Origin of the sequence: Conexibacter woesei DSM 14684 (assembly GCF_000025265.1) — a bacterium.
Classification (GTDB): Bacteria; Actinomycetota; Thermoleophilia; order Solirubrobacterales; family Solirubrobacteraceae; genus Conexibacter; species Conexibacter woesei.
In genome coordinates this window covers 1,062,998-1,083,128 of sequence record NC_013739.1, presented here as the reverse complement: position 1 = coordinate 1,083,128, position 20,131 = coordinate 1,062,998, and the positions used below count along the sequence as shown (strand labels likewise).

Below are 20,131 nucleotides of genomic sequence, written 5' to 3'. Positions count from 1 at the left end.
TGCTGTCCGGAATCGGTGCCGGTATCGTATAGTAGACCGCTGGACGAGTCGGTTCGGCGGTGGCACCACCAAACACGGCAAAGGAGCCTGGGGATGGCGAAGCTGCGACTCGGAGTGATCGGGGCGGGCGCATGGGCGGTCACGTCGCACCTGCCGAACTTCGCAGAGCGCGCCGACGAGGTCGAGTTCGTCGGCGTCGCCCGCAAGGGCGCGGACGTCCTCGCGAAGATCAAGGACGACTGGGGCTTCCAGGTCGCGAGCGAGGACTACCGCGACGTGATCGACGCCGGCATGGACATCTGCCTCGTCGCCAGCCCGCACCGCTTCCACTACGAGCACGCGAAGGCCGCCCTCGAGGCCGGTGCGCACGTCCTCTGCGAGAAGCCCTTCACCGTCGACCCCGCACATGCGTGGGAGCTCGACCGGATCGCGACCGAGCGCGGTCTCCACCTCGTCGTGAGCTTCGGCTGGAACTACATGCAGGCGGCGCGCGCAGCGAAGCGCCTGATGGACGAGCACGGCATCGGCGAGATCGAGGAGTCGTCCCTGCGGATGTCGTCGGTAACGCGCGAGCTGCTCGCCAACCTCGGCGGGTATCCACAAGCCGGGCCGGACACCGCGCCCGAGCCGGAGACGTGGACCGACCCCCGCAACGGCGGCGGCTACGGTCACGCGCAGCTCTCGCATGCCCTCGGTGCGGCGCTCTGGCTCACGGGGCTGCGCGGCGCGGCGGTGTTCGCGCTGATGAAGGCCGTGCTCGACGCGCCGGTCGAGCATCACGACGCGTGCGTGATCCAGTTCGGGAACGGCTCGATCGGGACGATGTCCGGCGCCTCGGCCCACCTGGGAGCGTTGGAGAATCGCCACCAGCTCGAGCTCCGCGTGACCGGGTCCGAGGGCGAGCTCGTCGTCGACTTCGGCCGCGACGTCGTCTGGCTCTGGCGCGAGGACGGGTTCGAGGCGAAGCCGGACCTCGCGGCCGGTGCGCTCTTCTACGACTGCGACGGACCGCCGCACGCCCTCGTCGACCTGGCGCTCGGCAAGGACGTCGAGAACTGCTCGCCGGCGGAGCTCGGAGCGCGCACCGTCGAGATCCTCGACGCGGCGTACCGCAGCGCGGCGAGCGGAAGGCTCGAACCGGTCCGCGGGCAGCTCGCGCAGCTGACAAGATGACTCCGTGTCGGCCGGCACGCAAGGTCTGACGGTCCGTCTACACTCCATCGCATGGAGCCCATGGAGTCGATTCCGGTAACGTCGTCGCGCGACGCGGCCGAAGAGACGGACGAACGGGCGCCGTCACGTCCGAGCATGCGTGAGGTGGCCGAGCGGGCCGGCGTCGCCATGTCGTCGGTCTCGCGTGTCCTCTCCGATCACCCGGACGTGAGCCCGCGCATGCGGCGCAAGGTGATGGAGGCCGTTCACGAGCTGAACTACCAGCCCGACATCCTCGCTCAGGCCCTGCGCATCGGGAAGACGCTCTCCGTCGGCTTCGCCGTCTCGGACATCGCGAACCCGGTGCTCGCCGAGATCATCACCGGCGCCGAGAAGCGGCTGCGCGCTGCCGGATACTCGCTCCTGCTCACGAACTCCGAGGGAAACGCGGAGCTCGACATCGAGCACATCTCGCTGCTCGAACGGCGCCGCGTCGACGGCGTGATCCTCTCGCTCGTGGACGAGCACCACCCTGACGTCGTCGCCGCGTTGCGTCAGCTCGCGTGCCCGATCGTGCTTGTCGATCGCGACATTCCGGACGGCGTCACGACACGTGGGGCGTCGTTCGATCACGCGCTGGGGATGCGCGCGGCGACTGAGCACCTGCTCGAGCTCGGCCACCGCCGCTTCGCCCTCATCACAGGCGGCCCCGAGCGACCCGCCCGGGAGCGCCGACAGGCCGTCGAGGAGACGCTCGCGAACGTTCCCGACGCTGAGCACACGGCGTATCCGGGCGGATTCTCCGTCGACCACGGCCGCAGAGCCGTCCTCGAGATCCTCGCGCAGGACTCGCGCCCGACCGCGATCATCGCCGGCGGCAACATGCTCATGGAAGGCGCACTGATGAGCTTGCGGGAAGCCGGCGTGCGGCTCGGCGGGGACCTCTCCTTCGTCGGCTGCGACGACCTCGCCGTCGCCGAGCTCCACGATCCCCCGATCGCCGTCGTGCGCCGCGACAGCTTCGCCGTCGGCGACGCCGCGGCCGAGCTGCTGCTCGCCGACCTCGAGCCTGGCAGCAACGCCGACGCGCCACGCGAGATCGTGCTGCCGACCGAGTTCGTGGCACGGCCGAGCTGCGCGCCAGCACCGCGCTGAGCGCGTCCGCGCAGCGCCGCGCCGCCGCAGTGCATCCGTAGCGCTGCGCCGCCGCAGTGCATCCGCTCCGCGCCACCACCCGGCCCTCCCGCGCCCCTCGTCCCCCGCTCCAAGCGTTCCCACGGCATTTCCGGAACCGATTCTGGTATCGTCTCGATTCATGGGAGCCACCACTTTCGCGGGACCTGCGACGAACATCCATCACGTCGGCATGAGCGTCGCCGACCTCGACGGTGCCCTCACCTTCTGGCGCGCCTTCCTCGGGACCGAGCCGCGCTGGCGGACGGTGCTCAAGGGGTCGTACCTCGGCCGTCACGTCGGCTATCCCGGCGTCCGAATCGACGTCGCGTTCGTGGACCTCCCCGGCGGGACCGTGCTCGAGCTGCTCGACTACGACGTCGCGGGCAAGGAGGCGCTCGCCGAGGGCACCGCGAACCCGGGCAACGTCCACCTGTGCCTCGCGGTCGACGACGCCCGCGCGTCGTGGCACGCCGCCGTCGCGGCGGGAGCGCGACCGCTGGTGCCGGAGGGACCGGTCGAGGTGGACGACGGGCCGAACTCCGGAGCGCAGGTCGCCTACCTGCGGATCCACGACGGCATCACGCTCGAGCTCTTCCAACCCCCGGGGCGGTGAGCGTGCCCTCGGCCGCCCGGCCGAGGGCACGTAGCTCCTCAGCGCGGCGCCGGCCGCGCTGACCGGACCGCTGACGCGATCTCGGCGATCGCATCGTCGACCTGCTCGCGGCAGGATCTGCGCAGGCGCAGGAAGCCGTGAAGCTGCCCGTCGTACCGGGTCAGCGTCACGCGGGCGCCGGCGGCGCGCAACCGCTGCGCATACGCGGCCGCCTCGTCCGCGAGCGGGTCGTACTCGGCCGTCTGCACCAGCGCGGGCGCGACGCCCGCGAGGTCGTCGGCGCGCAGCGGCGAAGCGTGCGGGTCCGCCCCGTCCGCCGTGCCGAGATAGCGCGCCCAGTACCACGCCATCTTCGCGCGCGTCAGGTTCAGCCCCTCGCCGAGCCGCCTGTAGCCGCTCGAGTCGAGATCCGCGTCCGTGACGGGGTAGGCCAGCGCCTGGAGCGCGAGCGGAAGGCCGCCGTCGCGCGCCCGCAGCGCGACGACCGCGGCGAGGTTGCCGCCGGCGCTGTCGCCGGCGACGACGAGCCGCTCGGGATCCGCGCCCACGTCGGCCGCGTGCCCCGCGACCCACCGCGTCACCGCCCAGGCGTCGTCGATCGCGGCCGGGAACGGGTGCTCGGGAGCGAGCCGGTAGTCGACGGAGACGACGACCGCGGGCGCGCGGGCGGCGAGGGCGCGGCAGAACGGGTCGTACGAATCGACCGTGCCGAGGACCCAGCCGCCGCCGTGCAGGTAGACCACCGCCGGGAGCGCCGCGTCGCTCACGGGGCGGTAGACGCGGACGCGGATCCCGTCGAGGTCGCGGTCGACGATCTCCGCGACCGCGTCCAGATCGCCCCACAGCTCGAGCGCCTCCTCCTCGAAGCCGCGCCGGGCGTCCGCGAGCGGGACCTCCCACACCTGCGGGGCCGCGAGGACGCGCTCGAGGTAGCTCCTCGCACCCGGGACGAGCTTCGCCGATCCGACACTCCAAGCCACGCGCAACCCTTTCTCGCCCAACGGTTCCGGGAACGGTTCCAATCTGATCGCGAATCGTATACAGTCGCCCCCATCGTTGCCGAGTCACAGGGAGGTCCCATGAACGTCGATTCATCGTCCCTGCGCGGACGCGCCGCCGGCTCGGAGGGTTGAGCGACATGCGCATCCACGCGGTCGAGGCGATCCCCGTCAGCTATCCGGAGCCGAACGACTTCAACGCGCTGCGCCACCTCTGCCTCTGCAAGATCACGGCCGACGACGGCCAGGTCGGCTGGGGCGAGTCGATCACGCAGTTCGCCGAGGCGAACTTCGCGACGAAGCACGTGATCGAGGCGATGGCCGAACAGCTGGTCGGCAAGGACCCGACGCACACGGAAGCGCTGTGGCGCCGCAACAAGGACCAGGCCTGGTGGTACGGATACGGCGGCGGGATCGCGTCCTACGCCGTCTCGGCGATCGACATCGCGCTCTGGGACCTCAAGGGCAAGGCGGCGAACATGAGCGTCCTCGACCTGCTCGGCGGGCCGGTGCACGAGCGCCTGCCGGCGATCGCGTCCTGCCACGCCCACCATTCGTCGATCCCGGCGATGGTCGAGGAGGCGCAGGGGTGGCTGTCGAGCGGGCTGCAGGGCGTCAAGACGGGCTTCGGGAAGCGCGGCGACGCGCGCCTCGGCTACGACCACGATCGCGACGTCGAGTTCGTGCGGGCGATGCGAGAGGGCATCGGCGAGGACAAGATGCTGATGATCGACAACGGCATCGCGATCAGATGGGACGTGACCGACGCGGTGCGGCGGATGCGGGCGATGGAGGAGTACCACCTCACGTGGGTCGAGGAGCCGCTGGGAGCGTGGGATCCCGAGGGCTACGCGAACCTGCGGGCGAAGACCTCGACGCGCATCGCCTACGGCGAGCGCGAGTGGACGCTCGCCGGGTTCGAGCGGGTCCTCGCCGCCGGCACCGTCGACGTCCTCGGCGTCGACCCCGGCCGTGCCGAGGGGATCACGGGCTTCAAGAAGGTCTGCGACCGGGTCGAGGCGCACCGCCGCCAGGCCAACGCGCACGCCTGGTCGTCGGCGATCGTGACGGCGGCGAGCCTCGCGATCTCGTTCAGCTCGCCCGCCTGCAAGCTGTTCGAGGTCAAGCCGATCCGCAACCCGATGCAGCACGACCTCGTCGTGACGCCCTTCGAGCAGATCGACGGCTGGGTACATCCACCGCAGGGGCCGGGACTGGGCATCGAGGTGGTCGAAGAGGTCGTCCAGGGGTTCCGCAGCGAGAAGGTGCTCGTCTCGTGACGAAGCCCTCCGCTCTCGAACGGCTCGGCCTGACGCCGGTGATCAACGCGAACGGCGCGGCGAGCCGGCTGGGAGGAAACCTCCTCAGCGCGGCCGCCCAGGAGGCGATGATCGAGGCCGGGCAGCGCTTCTTCCCGCTCAACGAGCTGCAGGCGCGCGCCAGCGAGACCATCTCCCGCGTCACCGGTGCCGAGGCGGGGTGCGTCGCCTCAGGAGCCGCCGCATGCCTGTTCCTCTCCGCGGCAGCGTGCATGGCGAGAGACGACATCGCCGCCATGGATCGCCTGCCGAACACGGAGGGCCTCCGGAACGAGATCGTCATGCACCGAGCGCACCGGAACCCGTACGACCACGTGCTCCGCGCGACGGGCGCGAGACTCGTCGAGGTCGGCTATCTCGGCACGCCCAGCAACCCGGGTGCGCGAGCGTGGGAGTTCGAGGCCGCGATCACCGATCGCACCTGCGCGTTCTTCTACGTCGTCCCCGGCCTGTCGACGGAGGTGCTGCCGCTTCAGACGATCGCCGAGATCGCGCATCGACACGACCTGCCGGTCATCGTCGACGCGGCGGGAGCGCTTCCGCCGGCCGAGAACCTGACGCGGTTCATCCGCGAGGGAGCCGATCTCGTCGCGTTCAGCGGCGGGAAGGGCATCGGCGGCCCGGCGGGGTCCGGGTTCCTCGCCGGCCGGCGCGAGCTCGTGCTCTCGGCGACGCTGCAGCAGCAGGACATGTACATCCATCCGACGCTGTGGGCGGGCCCGTTCGGGCCCGCGGCGCCGACCTTCTCGAACGGCCCGGCGCGCCAGGGGGTCGGGCGGATGCTGAAGGTCGGACGCGAGGAGATCGCCGGTCTGATCGCGGCGCTCGAGGACTACGTCGAGCGGGACCACGCGGCCGAGCAGGCGCGCACGCTCGCGATCGCCCGCGCGATCTTCGACGGCCTCGATGGCATGACGGGGGCGAGCTGCTCGCTCGTCACCCCGCCTGAGGCGACCTGGCCCCACGTCGTCGTCGACTTCGCGGGCGACGGCGGAGCGCCGCGCGCCGCGGAGGTCGCACGGAACCTGCGCGAGGGGTCGCCGCGGATCTTCTGCTTGGACGCCTGGATCGACAAGGGCCTCCTCATGCTGCAGGCGACGACCCTGCAGGAACACGAGGTCGACGTGCTCGTCGAGCGGGTCGTCGCCGAATGCGAAACCGAGGGAGGACGACACGCATGAACGTGCTCATCTCGGCCGACATGGAAGGCGTCACGGGAGTCACCGCTCCGGAGGACGTCCACCCGGGCACGGCCGCGTGGGAGCGCTTCCGGCGGCTCTTCGTGCGCGACGTCAACGCGGCGATCGCGGGCGCATGCGACGCGGCCGACGACGCGCAGGTGATCGTGACCGAAGGCCACAACACGATGCGCAACCTCTTGATCGAGGAGCTCGACGAGCGCGCACAGTTGATCGTCGGCCACCACACGACCTACGTGATGATGGAGGGGATCGATCGCGGCATCGATCTCGTCTTCCTCGTCGGGTACCACGCACCGGCAGGCGCCGTGGGCGTCCTGAGCCACACGTTCCTCGGCAAGGGCCTCCTCGACCTCACGCTCAACGACGAGACCTGCAGCGAGGGCCGCATGAACGCGATGCTCGCCGGCTCGTTCGGCGTCGGCGTCGGACTCTTGACCGGCGATCAGGCGGCGTGCGCGGATGCGACGCGCTACATCCCCGGCGTCCGCACCGTGGCCGTGAAGGAGCAGATCGACCGCTATTCGGCGCTCTGCCTGCCTCCGGCGAAGACCGAAGCTGCGATCCGAGCGGCGGCGGCAGCCGCGGTCGAGGACGCGACCGCGCATCGGCCGCTGGTCGCGGATCCCCCCTACCGCTGGTCGGCGACGTTCGCGAACCCGAGCTCGGCGGGACGGGCGGCGCTCGTTCCCGGCGTCGAGCGCGTCGAGGCCGGGACGGTCACGTGGAGCTCGGACGACTTCGCGACCTCGTACAAGACGTTCCAAGTCGTGGCGATGCTCGTCGGCGTCTCGTTCGAGTCGCCCGTCTTCGACTGAGCTGGCTGCTACTGCATGATCTGGCCGCCGTCGACGGCGAGCGCCTGGCCGGTGACGTAGCGCGCCGCGCTGGAGAGCAGGAACGCGATCACGTCCGCGGTGTCCTCCGGCGAGCCGGCCCGGTTCTGAAGCGCGATCGTCTGCAGCCGCTGGCGGTGGAGCGCCGCCGGATCGACGCCGCGGATGGCGGCGATGTCGACGACGAGGTTGTCCTGCATCGGCGTGTCGATGATGCCCGGCAGCACGGCGTTGACGCGCACGCCGGCCGGACCGAGGTGGTTCGCCAGCCCACGCGTGATCGCGTGGACGGCCGCCTTCGACGACCCGTACGGGAGCACCTCCGTCGTCGAGTTGTCCTTCGCGGACACCGACGCGACGTTCACGATCGCGGCGCCTTCGCCCATGCGGAGGCCGAAGTCGCGCGCGAGGAAGAACAGCGCCTTGACGTTGACGGCGAAGATCGCGTCCCAGTCGGCGTCGGTCACGTCGGGGATCGCGACCACGCGGATGATCCCGGCTCCGTTGACGAGACCGTCGACCTCGCCGGCGGCGGCGTGGAGCCGTGCGCGTTCGTCCTCCTGCGCGATGTCGCAGACGACCGTCTCACAGCCGGCGGCGGCGGCCGCCGCCAGCCCCGCTTCGTTGACGTCGACCGCGACGACCTCGCTGCCGCGTGCGCGCAGGATCAGCGCCGTCGCCTTGCCGATGCCGCTCGCCGCGCCGGTCACGACGACGCGCTTGGGGTACGTGACGTCGCTCATCTCCAACTCGCTCCGATCCGTCGGTCGCAATGCTCAGGACTCTGCGATCTTCGGCGTCGCGCGGAGCGCGAAGTGGACGCAGGGAGTGCCGTCCTCCAGGCGCTGGAAGACCATGGCGTTCCACGCCCTCTCGCCCGGTTGGCGGGTGGCGAACAGGCCCGGGCGCACGGCGACGAGCTCGAGCTCGACCGGGTCGGGGAACACGTCGGCCAGCGGACCGGTGTTGACCAGCCGGGCGGTCAGCCCGGCACCGCGCCGCTCGACCTCGATGCGCTGACCGTGCCGCTCGTAGACCCCGGCGTGCGGATCGAGCGCGACGTGGGTCGCGACGCTGGGAGGCTCGAGGGGAGGCGGCGTGGCGACGCCCGCGACCTCCTCGAGCAGCGGCCGGACGAGGCCGTCGAAGAGGTCCGCGGCGTGGCCGCCGTTCGTCAGCAGGGCGATCGCGACGTCTGCGCCTGGAACGACGCGGAGGAACGAAGCCTGCCCGACCGTGCCGCCGTTGTGGCCGTAGACACGCGGGCGCACCCCGTCGAACGCGGCCCACCCGAGACCGAAATGGGAGCCCATCGTGTACGTGTCGGGCAGCGCCGCCCGCGGTTCCAGCATCGCGGCGACCGACTCCGGGGAGAGCAGCTGCACGCCCGCGGGCGTGCGCCCGGCGTCGAGGTACGTCCGGGCGAAGGCGACGACGTCGGCGGCGGTGGCGCAGATCAGCCCCGCAGGCCCGCACGCGCGCGGGAGGGTCCATTGGGACACCGGTCGCAGCTCGCCGTCCTGCTCCATGTGACCGAGGGCGGAGCGGAACCGCAGGACGTCCTCGGGCTGGGTGAACGTGCGGCTGACGCCGAGCGGCGCCACGAGCCGGCTCGCCAAGGCGTCGTCCCAGCTCTGTCCGGTCAGCAGCTCGACGATCCGCCCGGCGATCACGAAGCCGGAGTTGCAGTAGGACGTCGTCGCGCCGAGCGGCAGCGTCTGTCCGAGCTCGGCGCAGCTCGCGACGTAGCGGGCGACGACGTCGTCGCCCCGTCCGAGGTCGGGGAAGTGGTCGCCCGCGATCCCGGAGGTGTGCGACAGCAGGTGGCGGACCGTGACCGCCGCGGTGACCTCGGGATCGGCCAGCTTCAGCTCGGGCAGGTAGGTGACGGCGGGAGCGTCGAGGTCGATCCGGCCCTCGTCGACGAGCTGCATCACCAGCGTCGCCGTGTAGAGCTTCGTGATCGAGCCGATCTGAAACAGCGAGTCGGCCGTCGCGGCGACGCCGGTGTCGAGGTTCAGGAGGCCGGCGGCCGCCGTGGCCACCTGACCGCCGGCGAGGACGGCGACCGACGCTCCCGGCACGTCGTAGCGGGCGACGAGCTCCTCCAAGCGCCCGTGCAGACCGGCGGCGTCGACCGTCGCCGGTCGCTCGACGCGCATGCTGGTCACGTCTCGCGTCTCGCCGCGATCGCCTCGCTCGGAACCCGCGCCACCAGGCGAGGGTCTCGCAGCTCCTGCCAACGGTGACACGCGATCATCCCGCCGCCCGGCATCGGCTCGAGCGGCGGCCGGCTCGTCCGGCAGCGCTCGATCGCGTGCGGGCACCGTGGCGCGAACGGGCACGAGTGCTCCGGGTCCTGCTCCTGGCTGCCGACCGGCGCCTGGCGCAGTCTCTGCGCACGCCGCCGACGCTGCTCGTGCGGATTCGGCACCGGCGCCGCTTCGGTGAGCGCGCGCGTGTAGGGGTGGGTCGGGTTCTCGTACACCTCGGCCGCGGACCCCTGCTCCATGATCCGCCCCTTGTAGAGGACGATGATCCGGTGCGACAGGTGCCGCACGACCGCGAGGTCGTGCGAGATGAAGAAGTAGCTCAGGTGGAGCTCGTCCTGAAGCTCGCGCAGGAGGTTCAGCACCTGCGCCTGCACCGACAGGTCGAGCGCGCTCGTCGGCTCGTCGCAGATGACGAGGCTCGGCTGCGCCATCAGCGCCCGCGCGATCGCGATCCGCTGCCGCTGGCCGCCCGAGAAGTGCGCGGGATAGCGCTGCGCCGCGTCCGCCGACAACCCGACCCGGTCGAGCATCGTGCTGACCCGCGCGGCCGCTTCCCGCTGGTCGGGCCGGGTGTGGGCGCGCAGCGTCTCGGTCAGCGTCTGGCCGATCGTCCGCGAGGGGTTCAGCGAGCTGTAGGGATCCTGGAAGATGACCTGCAGCTCGCGTCCCAGCCGCCGCCGCTCCGCGTAGCGGGCGTGCGTGATCTCGGCGCTGGCGAAGGAGACCTTCCCCGAGGTGGCCGGCACGAGCCCGAGGACGGCGCGGCCGATCGTCGACTTGCCCGAGCCCGACTCGCCGACGAGGCCGACCGTCTCGCGGACGCCGATCGTGAGCGACACGTCGTCGACGGCTCGAACGGGGCGCTGACGGCGGCCGCCCGGGAACTCGACGGTGAGCTGGTTGATCTCGAGCAGCGGTGCGTCGCCGGACATGGCGTCAGTGGTCTTCATCTGCGAGGGCTCGGTAGTGGATGCACCGTGTCTCACGGCCTTGTCCCGGTCGCGCGAGCGGCACGGCGCCGGTGCGGCACTCGGAGGTCGCGTAGCCGCAGCGCAGGTGGAAGTGGCAGCCGGCCGGCCACGCCCCGGGCTTGGGCACGCTGCCGGCGATCGCCGGCAGCTCGTGCCCGGCGTCGCTGCCCGTCGGGTTCGCGGCGAGCAGCGCCGCGGTGTACGGGTGGAGCGGTCGGTCGAAGAGGTCGTCGGTCGCGGCGCGCTCGACCGCCTGGCCGGCGTACATCACCACGACGCGCTCGCAGAGGTCGGCGATCACGCCCCAGTCGTGCGTGACGAGCAGGATCGCCAGTCCGCGCTCGCGCTGGAGGTCGCGCAGCAGCTCGAGGATCTCCGCCTGCACGGTCACGTCGAGCGCCGTCGTCGGCTCGTCGGCGATCAGCAGCTTCGGATCGCCGGCCAACGCCGCGGCGATCGACACGCGCTGCGCCATCCCGCCCGAGAGCTCGTGCGGGTAGCGGCGCGCGACGTCGGCGGGATCGTTCAGGCGGACGCGCCCGAGCAGCTCCACCGCGCGGTCGAGCGACTCCTTGCGCGAGACGCCGTGGTGGATGCGGATCAGGTGCGCGAGCTGCCAGCCGACGCGGAACGTCGGGTTGAAGCTGACCATCGGCTCCTGCGAGATCAGCCCGATCTCCTTCCCGCGCACCTTCCGCAGCCCGTCCTCTCCGAGTGCCGCCAGGTCGCGCCCGTCGAAGACGATCTCGCCGCGGCTGATCGTCCCGTTGCCGGGCACGAGGCCGAGGATCGACATCGCGGTCATCGTCTTGCCGCAGCCCGACTCGCCGACGATCCCGACGGTCTCTCCCTCCCCGATCTCGAAGCTCGCGCCCTGCACGACGGGGATCGGGCCGCCGGCCGAGGGCAGCTCGACGGTGAGATCGTCGACGACGAGCAGCGCGTCTGCGCGCTCGCCGCCGGTCGCGCCCGCGGCGGGTACGGGCTGGAGGCGAACGAGGCCGTGGCCCCGGAGGCCGTCGAGCATGCGCCGGCCGCGCTTGCGCCGGACGGGCGCCCGCCAGTTCTCCGAGAGCGCCTCCTGGAACGTGTCCCCGAGGAACCCGAACGCCATGACGGTCAGCATCATCGCGATGCCGGGCGGCCAGATCAGCCACGGCTGCTGGACGATGTTCTCCGTCCCGTCGTTCATCATCTGGCCCCAGCTCGGGGCCGGCGGATCGCCGAGCAGGTTCAGGAACGCGAGGCCCGCCTGTGCGAGGACGACGGCCCCGGCGAAGAGCGACGCCTGCACGAGGATCGGGCCGCTGATCCGCGGCAGGATGTGGTGCCGCATGATGTAGATCCGCGAGAGGCCGGTGACTCGTGCCGCCGCCACGTAGAGCTCCTCGCGAACGGGCAGCACCGCCGACCGGATGACACGGATCTGGCCCGGCGCCCCGAGCACGCCGAACGCGATCATCGCCGCGAGTGTGCTGCCCTGGAAGACCGAGACGACGACGATCACGATGATCAGCACGGGCAGCGCGAGGCCGAGGTCGACGAACCACCCCACGGCACGATCGATCCGCCCGCCGCGGTAGCCGGCGAGGATGCCGATCGGGATGGCGAGACCGCACGCGACGACGAGCGCCTCCACCGCCGCGAGGAGCGTGACGCGCGTGCCGACGAGGAGGCGTTCGAGCTCGTCGCGCCCAAGGCTGTCGGTGCCGAGCAGGTGCTCGGCACTCGGTCCCTGGCGCAGCGCGTTCAGGTCGCCGGCCTTCTGGGTGCTGACGTCGGGCAGCAGGATCGGCGCGACGATCGCGACGACCACGAGCGCGGCGAGGAAGAGCAGGCACAGCACCGCCACAGGGCGGCGAACGAGCCGGCGCCACAGGCGCGGCGCCTCGTTCGGACGCGGCGCGGCGGCCAGTTCCGTGGCGGCCGCGAGGGAATCGGCGGTCGTGCTCATGACGTCCGCACCCGCGGGTCGAGGGCCGTGTACGCCAGATCGGTCACGAGGTTGATGACGACGACGATCAGCGTGAAGAACACGGTCGTGCCCTGGACCACCGGCACGTCCTGCTGCTGCGCCCCGGTGGCGACGTATGCGCCGATTCCCGGCAGCGCGAAGATCGTCTCGACGAACACCGTCGCGGCGAGGAATCCGATCGTCGTGATGCCGACCAGCGTCAGCAGCAGCGGGCTGATGCTCCGCAGCGCGTAGCGGAGATAGATCGAGCGCGGCGGCACCCCCCGCGCCCAGGCCAGCCGGACGTGCTCGCTCGCGAGCACGTCCAGCATCGCGTCGCGCGTCTGCTTCGCGAACACCGCGACGCCTCCGATCGAGAGCGCCGCGACCGGCAGGATGAGCGAGCGGATCCAGTCGCTCACGGAATCCGACGGGGAGACATAGCCGCTTGCGGGGAACCACCCCAGGTCGACCGCGAAGAACGCGACCATGATCGAGCCGAGCCAGAACGCCGGCAGCGCGTAGCCGACCAGCGACAGCAGCCCGAGCATGCGGTCGAGTGCGCCGCCGCGCACGGCGCTGTACAGACCCAGCGCCACGCCGAGGACCGGCATCACGATCATGGTGCCGAGCACGACCCACAGCGTGACCGGCAGGCGTTGCACGACGGCATCCGTCACCGGCTGGCCGGTGGCGCTCGACACGCCGAGGTCGCCGTGCAACGCATTGCTCAACCAGCGCCAGTACTGCTCCGGCAGCGGCTGGTTGAGCCCGAGCTGGTCGCGCAGCGCCGCCAGCGACTCCGGCGTGGCCCGCTCGCCGAGCATCTCCCGGGCTGCATCGCCGGGAGCGAGCGACAACAGCACGAAGCTCAGCACCGTGACGAAGAAGAGCAGCGGCACGGTCATGAGAAGGCGCCGCGCGACGGTGCGCACAAACGGGTTGTGCGCGAACCGCGCGGCGTATCCCATCGGCCTCGTGCTGGCGTCGATCTTGATTGAGACGACAGTCAACGTCGGACCTACTTGGGGAACCACTCCGTCGGGAAGGAGTACGGGCGGGCCGGGGTCATCTGCACCCCGCCGATCCCGTCCGACACGTACGCGAGGTCACTGAACCCCGATATCGGCAGGAACCAGGCGTCGTTCACCGTGATCGCCCACATCTCCTTCCAGTCTCTGGAGGGGTCGCTCGCTCTGAGACCGGCCTCGTAGAGCTCGTTGACTCTCGGGTTGACCGGGTCGCCCCCGCCGAGCGTGCTGCTCGGCCCGATGTAGCTGGGGTACTCGATCGTCGTCGGCACGCCGACGTCGCCGGCGAAGATCGCCGAGTCGTCCTTGAACGACAGCGCTGCGTCGAGGTAGCCCGCGCGGTTCTGGAACGTTCTGACGTTCGACTTGACGCCGATTCTGTCGAGGTAGCTGGCCACCAGCTCGACGGCCTTCGCCTGGGGATCGTCCTTGCCGGTGTTGATCGAGAACTCGAACCCTCTCGGGTATCCCGCCTCGGCCAGCAGCGCGCGCGCTCTCTCCGGATCGTAGGGGTACGCGTTCTCCAACCCGGGATTGGAGTCCGGCGGAACCGTGAACTGAGACATCGGGACGCCGTATCTGCCGAAGAGCGCGTTCGAGATCGCCTTGCGGTCGATCGCGTAGTTCAGCGCCCGGCGCACACGGACGTCGCGAAGCGCCTCGGTGCCTCTGCGCGCGTTCATCGTCATGTAGAGAACGGCGAATGGGGCAGACACGACGTCGAGACCGGCCGACTCGGCCGCTTCGGCCGTCGACGAGTCCATCGTCCAGCCGACGTCGATCTGACCGGCCTGCTGCGCCTGCAGCGCTGCCGACGGATCGGCGAACGCCTTCAGGTAGATCTCCTTGAACTTGATCGCCGATCTGTCGTAGAAGTACTCGTTCGGCACGAACGTGTAGTGGTCGCCGGGCACCGACTTCGAGTAGTCGAGCTTGTACGGCCCCGCGCCATAGGTGGCCTTCGTGAACAGTCTGGGATTCGCCACTCCCTTCGGCGCCATCACGAAGCCCCAGTTGACGTTCGCCTCGGAGAACAGGAACGGCAGGTTGGGCAGCGACGCCGTCAACGTGACGCGCACCGTCCATCTGTCGACCGCCTCGAACCTCGGGTTTCTCCCCAGCAGCTCCGAGTAGATGTTTCTGCTCTTGTAGTAGTACTCGAGCGAACCCACCACCGCTTCCGCGGTGACCGGGGTCCCGTCGGAGAAGCGCGCATCCTCGCGCAGGGTGAACTCGAAGACCTTCTGGTCGTCATCGGTGTAGCGCCATCTGACGGCCAGCGCCGGCTCGATTCTGCCGTCCGGAGCGGCATGGAACAGAGGGGCGTAGGCGATGCTCAGGATCGGTCCGTCCGTGCTCGGGATCACGGCCGGATTGCTCACGCCTCTGGCCACGATCGAAGCGGGAACGCCGTAGCGCAGCACCTTCGCTCCCCCGCCTGATCTGGTCGTCGTCGTCGTGCTTTCGCCGCCGCACCCCGCGGCGCCGACGCCAACGACCAGCACCCCGACAGCCACGGCCAAGCGCCGCATCCGGCTGACCCCCATAGCTCTTGGGCTCACCGAGAGACCTCCAAATCGAATCGTCCTCGCGCGAAGCGAACTCCACGACCGGCGTGTCCACGGCCGCCGTGCGACGAGATGCAAATGAACACGTTCCTCCTCCCCATCCGGGTAGCGATACCGGAATCGCTAGTAGGCAACGATGCCGGAAACGGTTGCGAGAGTAGCACACGGAGATCACTCGCGCACGTGCCCGGGCGCGATTGCGGGAACATTTGTGGAACCGTTTCCGCTAACAGTTGCGGAAACGGTTCCGGCATCTTGACCCCGGCCTGCTCGACGGCTATACGTCCCGCAATCCCGAGTCAGTCGTCGGGTCCCCGGATCAAGGAGATGACTCCTATGCGTCCTCCCGCAGCGTCGGCGCTCGCGCCGCCTTCCTCACGCCGGCCCAGCGCGGCCGGCAGTCCCCCGCATCTGCGGGCTTCCGTGCGCCCGCGACGTCGGCGAGCGACCGCGCTTGCAACGGCGCTCGCCCTCGTCACCGGGCTGGTAGCCATGACGCCGCTCTCCGCCCAGGCGGCGCACGAGAGCACGCAAGCGGCGCTCTCTGCCTGGCAGCCGCACAGCGGAGGTCCCGGAGCCGCTGTCATGGGCGGCGACGCGACGACGCGGTGGACGTTGCAGAGCGGCGTCCGCAACATCTACGAGAGAACCGGGATCGGCCCCGACGACCACTTCCGGATCGGCAGCGAGACCAAGACCTACACCGCCTCCGTGGTCCTCCAGCTCGTCGACGAGAGACTGGTCGACCTCGACGGAACGGTCGAGCAGTATCTCCCCGGCGTGCTGACCTCGCCCTACGACGGCAGAGTGATCACCGTCCGTCAGCTCCTGCAGCACCGCAGCGGCATTCCGAACTACACCGACAACAACCCCAGAATGCAGCTCGACGGGACGTACCTGATGGCGGATCTGGTCAGAGCCGCGCTGTCACAGGCGCCGTGGTTCGCACCGGGCACTTCGATCAGATACAGCAACACCAATTACATCCTCCTGGGGATGCTGATCGAGAGAGTCACCGGCCAGTCGATCCGCACCGAGATCACCGACCGGATCATCAGACCGCTCGGCCTGACCGAGACGCGCTACCCCGCCCCCGGCGACAAGTCGATCGGGCCGCCCGCGGTGCACGGTTACGTCGGCACCAGAATAGGGCCGCTGACCGGGTGGATCGACATCTCGAACATATTCGAGCCCTCGCTCGCCGGACCGGCCGGCGCGATCATCTCGACCCTCGACGACACGGTCACCTTCTACCGCGCGCTGTTCAGCGGCCAGGTCGTCTCCGCCGCATCGCTGACTCAGATGCGCACCGCGTTCCCCGGCATCAAGGACGGATACGGGCTCGGCATCTACAAGGCCAACCTCTCCTGCGGCACGGCCTGGGGCCACAACGGCGCCTCGCCGGGCTACTTCACCGAGACGCTGGTCGGCGACAACGGGCGCCACGCATCGATCGTGACCAACACGGTCTCGACCGATGCCAGCGAGCCGTCCGGCCGCACGGTCCTCGAGAAGGCGATCTGCGACGGCTGACGACACGCCGCGCCGCGATCTCAGCTCTGTCCCGGGGCCTGAACGGCCCCGGGATCGAGGCACGCACCACCCTGCGCCATGAGTAGCGTAGATTCTAGAAACGTTCCCGGGACCGTCGCGCACGAGCCGCCGGCGGACCCGTCACCCCGAAACAGCCGCAAGAAGGAAGCGCGTGAGTTCCACGGGAGAGACCATTGCCACGGCGACGGTGTCGCGCCTCACCATCAGCCGCATCGAGACGATCCCGGTCCGCGTCCCCCTCGGTCGGGTGTACCGCGGCAGCCACTACCAGATGACGCACCGCTCGACGATCGTCACGCGCGTCCACACCGAGGAGGGGATCGTCGGCGAGGCGTACGCCGGCGACGAGGACGCGGGCCTGTTCGAGATCGACGAGATCATCCACCGCGAGATCGCGCCGCAGCTGATCGGCGAGGACGGCATGGCGACCGAGCGCTGCTGGCAGCGCGCCCGTCCCACCACGTTCAACATCCTGCGCGACCGCCGCCTCGGCCTCGTCGCCTGCGCCTGCGTCGACACCGCCATCTGGGACGCCGTCGGCAAGGCGCTCGGCCAGCCGCTCTGGCGCCTCTGGGGCGGCTTCCGCAACACGCTCCCGATGATCTCGATCGGCGGGTACTACGACTCCCCGATCAGCGTCGCCGAGCAGGTCGCCGAGCTGCGCGAGCGCGGCCTCGCCGGCATGAAGTTCAAGGTCGGCGGGCTCGACCCCGCGAGCGACGCGAAGCGCTTCAAGGAGGCGCGCGCCGCCGCTGGGCCGGACTTCATCCTCGCCGCCGACGCCAACCAGGGGTGGGCGCCGGAGGACGCGATCGCGTTCGCCCGCCTCGTCGAGGGCGACGACCTGCACTGGTTCGAGGAGCCGTGCCAGTGGCACAACGACCGCCGCGCGATGCGCGACGTGCGGATGAAGGCGGGCGTGCGGGTCTGCGCCGGGCAGAGCGAGTTCTCCGCCGGCGGCTGCCGCGACCTGATGGCCGAGGGCGCGATCGACGTCTGCAACTTCGACGCCTCCTGGTCGGGCGGCCCGACCGAGTGGCGCCGCGTCGCCGGCATGGCGCTCTCCTACGACGTGCAGATGGGCCACCACGAGGAGCCGCAGGTCTCCACCCACCTGCTCGCCTCGATCCCCCACGGCCTCTACGCCGAGTGCTTCGACCCCCACCGCGACCCGATCTGGTGGAACATGATCGCGAACCGCCCGCCGCTCGTCGACGGGACGATCACGCTCCCCCATACCCCCGGGCTCGGCTGGGAGCTGGACCTCGACTACGTCGAGCGCTACCGCGTGGTCGCGCCGGCCTGACGGAGGTGGCCGCTCAGCCGAACAGCGTGAGGTCGGGCTCGCGCTCGCCGCGCAGCACCGCGAGGTCGACCTCGACGCAGGCGATCCCGCGTGCCTCCGCGAGAACCCGCGCCTGCGGCTTGATCGACTGCGCCGCGAGCACGCCGCGGCAGACGTCCATCGCCGGGTCGAGCCGGATCCGCTCCAGGTAGCGGGTGAGCTGCTCGACCGCGTCGATCGTGCCGACGCGCTTGATCTCGACGGCGATCCAGCCGTCCTCCTCGTCGCGGCACATCAGGTCGACGGGGCCGATGTCGGTCGGCCACTCGCGCCGGACGAGCCGGAAGCCCTCGCCGCACCAGTGCGGCTGGTCGGCCAGCAGCTCCTGCAGGTGGGCCTCGACGCCGTCCTTCTCCAGCGCCGCCGCCTCGCCCATGTCGTGCGTGACATCGGAGACGACCTCGACGACGCGGATGTCGAGCCGGTCCTCCTCCTTGCCGGCGAACTTGCGCACGACGATGTGCTCGGCCGACTCCTCGATCGTCGTCGGCGCCACCATCCAGTTGCTGGGCTTGAAGCCGCCGTGGTCGGCGTGGACCATCACCGACCCGTCCGACTTGATCACGATCAGCCGCAGCGCCTCCGGCAGGAGGGCGTCGAGCCGGCCCGTGTAGCGGACCTCACAGCGGGCGACGATCAAGCGCACGGCGGCACAAGCTAGCGGTCGGCCCCGATGGACGCGGTTCTGAACGAGCCCTTCCCAGACCAGCACCCAAGAAAGGCTTTGCTGCGTATCCTTTAGTAACGCTTCTCGCTACCAAAGGTTCCTTCGGATCGATGCCCCAGCTCAAGCAGACGAGCCACCGCGCCGGACGAGTTGTCGAGCAGCAGTCCGGCCCAGACGGCTTCGCTGCCTTCTTCCCGGCGCCGCTGCCGCCGGACCCGCCGCTCGCGATCGACGCCGAGCTCCAGGCGCGCCTCGACCGCGCCAACCAGGCACTGGGGCGCCTGGACGGCGTCACCCTCCTGCTGCCGGATCCCGAGATCTTCCTCTACTCGTACGTCCGCAAGGAAGCGGTGCTCTCGTCGCAGATCGAGGGCACCCAGTCGTCGCTGTCCGATCTGCTCCTGTTCGAACACGACGTCGCGCCGAGCGTCCCCAGCGGCGACGCGCAGGAGGCGTCGAACTACGTCGCGGCCACCTACCGCGGCGTCGAGCTGCTGCGCGGCGGACTGCCACTGAGCAATCGGCTGCTGAAGCAGGTTCACGACACCCTGATGGACGGTGCGCGCGGCGGCGAGCGCCAGCCTGGCGAGTTCCGCCGGTCGCAGAACTGGCTTGGCGGGACGCGTCCTGGAACGGCGCGCTTCGTCCCGCCGCCGTGGCAGGAGGCCGAAGCCGCGATGGGCAAGCTCGAACGGTTCCTGCACGGCGATCCCGTGCAGACGCCGACCCTCGTCAAGGCCGCGCTCGCACATGCTCAGTTCGAGACGATCCACCCGTTCCTCGACGGCAACGGGCGGCTCGGCCGGCTGCTCGTCACCCTTCTGCTGATCGCCGAAGGCGTGATCGATCGGCCGCTGCTCTACCTCAGCCTCTACCTCAAGCAACACCGGGACGTCTACTACGACCGTCTGCAGCGCGTCCGCACCGAAGGCGCGTGGGAGGACTGGCTCGTCTTCTTCCTCGACGGCGTCACCGAGGTGGCGCAGTCGACGACCGAGACGACGCGCCGTCTCGTGAGCTTGATCGAGGCGGATCGCAGGCGCATCCACGCGCTCGGTCGCGGCGCGGCGACGGCGGCCCGCGTCCACGACGAGCTGACCGCAGGCGTCGTCGGTCGGCCGGCCGACGTCGCCGCGCGCATCGGCCGGAGCGAGCCGCCGGTCTACCAGGCGTTCGCGCGACTTGAGGAGCTGGGCATCGCTCGCGAGGTGACGGGACGCCGGCGCGGTCGCGTCTACGTCTACGACAGCTACCTGTCGCTGCTGAACGAGGGGACCACAACTCCCGTGCCCGCGAGCGCGGGTCCCGACCTGTGACTCAAGTGTTGCGGGGAGCGACCGATCCTTGCACTGACGGCTGCGATTCCACTACCATGGGCGTGCATTGCGCAGGTGCGACGCGCTTTCGGGGGAAATCGCGAAGCCGTGCACCTCGCTAAAGTCGTATTCCTTGTGCCTGTGATCACCACCGCTGAC

The 20,131-nt window shown here is 70.4% G+C and carries 17 protein-coding genes; 9 read left to right on the top strand and 8 right to left on the bottom strand.

Annotated elements, in window-relative coordinates:
• Window positions 1–93: 93 nt before the first annotated feature.
• The 3 genes from CWOE_RS30230 (at window position 94) to CWOE_RS05125 (ending at window position 2,941) form a co-directional block, all read left to right on the top strand.
• Complete coding sequence (locus CWOE_RS30230; RefSeq protein WP_012932512.1) at window positions 94–1,173, top strand: Gfo/Idh/MocA family protein; 1,080 nt, start codon at window positions 94–96, stop codon at window positions 1,171–1,173.
• 144 nt (window positions 1,174–1,317) lie between these two features.
• Window positions 1,318–2,307, top strand: coding sequence for a LacI family DNA-binding transcriptional regulator (locus CWOE_RS05130; RefSeq protein WP_160165476.1), 990 nt, complete (start codon window positions 1,318–1,320; stop codon window positions 2,305–2,307).
• A gap of 160 nt (window positions 2,308–2,467) precedes the next feature.
• Window positions 2,468–2,941, top strand: a complete 474-nt coding sequence (locus CWOE_RS05125) for a VOC family protein (RefSeq protein ID WP_012932510.1) — start codon at window positions 2,468–2,470, stop codon at window positions 2,939–2,941.
• Window positions 2,942–2,979: 38 nt separating this feature from the next.
• Here the strand turns inward: CWOE_RS05125 and CWOE_RS05120 are convergent, their stop codons facing one another.
• A complete protein-coding gene (locus CWOE_RS05120) occupies window positions 2,980–3,921 on the bottom strand; it encodes an alpha/beta hydrolase (protein ID WP_012932509.1) in 942 nt (313 codons plus the stop codon).
• 158 nt (window positions 3,922–4,079) lie between these two features.
• Between CWOE_RS05120 and CWOE_RS05115 the strand changes: the two genes are divergently transcribed.
• From CWOE_RS05115 to CWOE_RS05105, 3 genes are read left to right on the top strand one after another with little or no spacing between them, the layout of a single operon-like run.
• The gene (locus CWOE_RS05115) at window positions 4,080–5,219 is read left to right on the top strand and encodes a mandelate racemase/muconate lactonizing enzyme family protein (protein WP_012932508.1); all 1,140 of its coding nucleotides are present in this window, start codon (window positions 4,080–4,082) and stop codon (window positions 5,217–5,219) included.
• Entirely contained in the window at window positions 5,216–6,439 is a 1,224-nt protein-coding gene (locus CWOE_RS05110; RefSeq protein ID WP_012932507.1) for an aminotransferase class V-fold PLP-dependent enzyme, read from the top strand. Before CWOE_RS05115 ends, CWOE_RS05110 begins: the two co-directional genes overlap by 4 nt.
• On the top strand, window positions 6,436–7,275 hold the full coding sequence (locus CWOE_RS05105) for a M55 family metallopeptidase (RefSeq protein WP_012932506.1): 840 nt from the start codon (window positions 6,436–6,438) through the stop codon (window positions 7,273–7,275). The genes CWOE_RS05110 and CWOE_RS05105 overlap by 4 nt, the downstream gene beginning before the upstream one ends.
• A gap of 8 nt (window positions 7,276–7,283) precedes the next feature.
• Here the strand turns inward: CWOE_RS05105 and CWOE_RS05100 are convergent, their stop codons facing one another.
• Genes CWOE_RS05100 through CWOE_RS05075 form a run of 6 tightly spaced genes read right to left on the bottom strand, consistent with a single transcriptional unit; the run spans window position 7,284 to window position 14,904 of the window.
• Window positions 7,284–8,036 carry an SDR family NAD(P)-dependent oxidoreductase gene (locus CWOE_RS05100; protein ID WP_012932505.1) on the bottom strand — a complete coding sequence of 251 codons (753 nt, stop codon included), beginning with the start codon at window positions 8,034–8,036 and terminating at the stop codon, window positions 7,284–7,286.
• Window positions 8,037–8,069: 33 nt separating this feature from the next.
• Entirely contained in the window at window positions 8,070–9,455 is a 1,386-nt protein-coding gene (locus CWOE_RS05095) for a serine hydrolase domain-containing protein (RefSeq protein ID WP_012932504.1), read from the bottom strand.
• 5 nt (window positions 9,456–9,460) lie between these two features.
• The gene (locus tag CWOE_RS05090; protein ID WP_012932503.1) at window positions 9,461–10,516 is read right to left on the bottom strand and encodes an ABC transporter ATP-binding protein; all 1,056 of its coding nucleotides are present in this window, start codon (window positions 10,514–10,516) and stop codon (window positions 9,461–9,463) included.
• The gene (locus CWOE_RS05085) at window positions 10,503–12,491 is read right to left on the bottom strand and encodes a dipeptide/oligopeptide/nickel ABC transporter permease/ATP-binding protein (protein WP_012932502.1); all 1,989 of its coding nucleotides are present in this window, start codon (window positions 12,489–12,491) and stop codon (window positions 10,503–10,505) included. Before CWOE_RS05085 ends, CWOE_RS05090 begins: the two co-directional genes overlap by 14 nt.
• On the bottom strand, window positions 12,488–13,462 hold the full coding sequence (locus CWOE_RS05080; RefSeq protein ID WP_012932501.1) for an ABC transporter permease: 975 nt from the start codon (window positions 13,460–13,462) through the stop codon (window positions 12,488–12,490). Before CWOE_RS05080 ends, CWOE_RS05085 begins: the two co-directional genes overlap by 4 nt.
• A gap of 50 nt (window positions 13,463–13,512) precedes the next feature.
• Window positions 13,513–14,904, bottom strand: a complete 1,392-nt coding sequence (locus CWOE_RS05075; RefSeq protein ID WP_160165475.1) for an ABC transporter substrate-binding protein — start codon at window positions 14,902–14,904, stop codon at window positions 13,513–13,515.
• A 609-nt stretch (window positions 14,905–15,513) separates the two neighbouring features.
• Here CWOE_RS05075 and CWOE_RS05070 point away from each other — a divergent pair.
• On the top strand, window positions 15,514–16,623 hold the full coding sequence (locus tag CWOE_RS05070) for a serine hydrolase domain-containing protein (protein ID WP_041730124.1): 1,110 nt from the start codon (window positions 15,514–15,516) through the stop codon (window positions 16,621–16,623).
• Window positions 16,624–16,831: 208 nt separating this feature from the next.
• On the top strand, window positions 16,832–17,950 hold the full coding sequence (locus CWOE_RS05065; protein WP_201447148.1) for a mandelate racemase/muconate lactonizing enzyme family protein: 1,119 nt from the start codon (window positions 16,832–16,834) through the stop codon (window positions 17,948–17,950).
• 13 nt (window positions 17,951–17,963) lie between these two features.
• On the opposite strand, the gene nucS is transcribed toward CWOE_RS05065, so the two are convergent.
• A complete protein-coding gene (gene nucS / locus CWOE_RS05060) occupies window positions 17,964–18,635 on the bottom strand; it encodes an endonuclease NucS (RefSeq protein ID WP_012932497.1) in 672 nt (223 codons plus the stop codon).
• A gap of 131 nt (window positions 18,636–18,766) precedes the next feature.
• Here nucS and CWOE_RS05055 point away from each other — a divergent pair, with 131 nt between their 5' ends.
• Entirely contained in the window at window positions 18,767–19,972 is a 1,206-nt protein-coding gene (locus tag CWOE_RS05055; protein ID WP_012932496.1) for a Fic family protein, read from the top strand.
• Window positions 19,973–20,131: the final 159 nt, after the last annotated feature.

Coding starts and splice junctions, on each gene's coding strand:
- CWOE_RS05090 (WP_012932503.1), bottom strand. CDS start 10,516: ATGAAGACCACTGACGCCATGTCCGGCGACGCACCGCTGCTCGAGATC.
- CWOE_RS05125 (WP_012932510.1), top strand. CDS start 2,468: ATGGGAGCCACCACTTTCGCGGGACCTGCGACGAACATCCATCACGTC.
- CWOE_RS05085 (WP_012932502.1), bottom strand. CDS start 12,491: ATGAGCACGACCGCCGATTCCCTCGCGGCCGCCACGGAACTGGCCGCC.
- CWOE_RS05095 (WP_012932504.1), bottom strand. CDS start 9,455: ATGCGCGTCGAGCGACCGGCGACGGTCGACGCCGCCGGTCTGCACGGG.
- CWOE_RS05080 (WP_012932501.1), bottom strand. CDS start 13,462: ATGGGATACGCCGCGCGGTTCGCGCACAACCCGTTTGTGCGCACCGTC.
- CWOE_RS05055 (WP_012932496.1), top strand. CDS start 18,767: ATGCCCCAGCTCAAGCAGACGAGCCACCGCGCCGGACGAGTTGTCGAG.
- CWOE_RS05100 (WP_012932505.1), bottom strand. CDS start 8,036: ATGAGCGACGTCACGTACCCCAAGCGCGTCGTCGTGACCGGCGCGGCG.
- CWOE_RS05105 (WP_012932506.1), top strand. CDS start 6,436: ATGAACGTGCTCATCTCGGCCGACATGGAAGGCGTCACGGGAGTCACC.
- CWOE_RS30230 (WP_012932512.1), top strand. CDS start 94: ATGGCGAAGCTGCGACTCGGAGTGATCGGGGCGGGCGCATGGGCGGTC.
- CWOE_RS05115 (WP_012932508.1), top strand. CDS start 4,080: ATGCGCATCCACGCGGTCGAGGCGATCCCCGTCAGCTATCCGGAGCCG.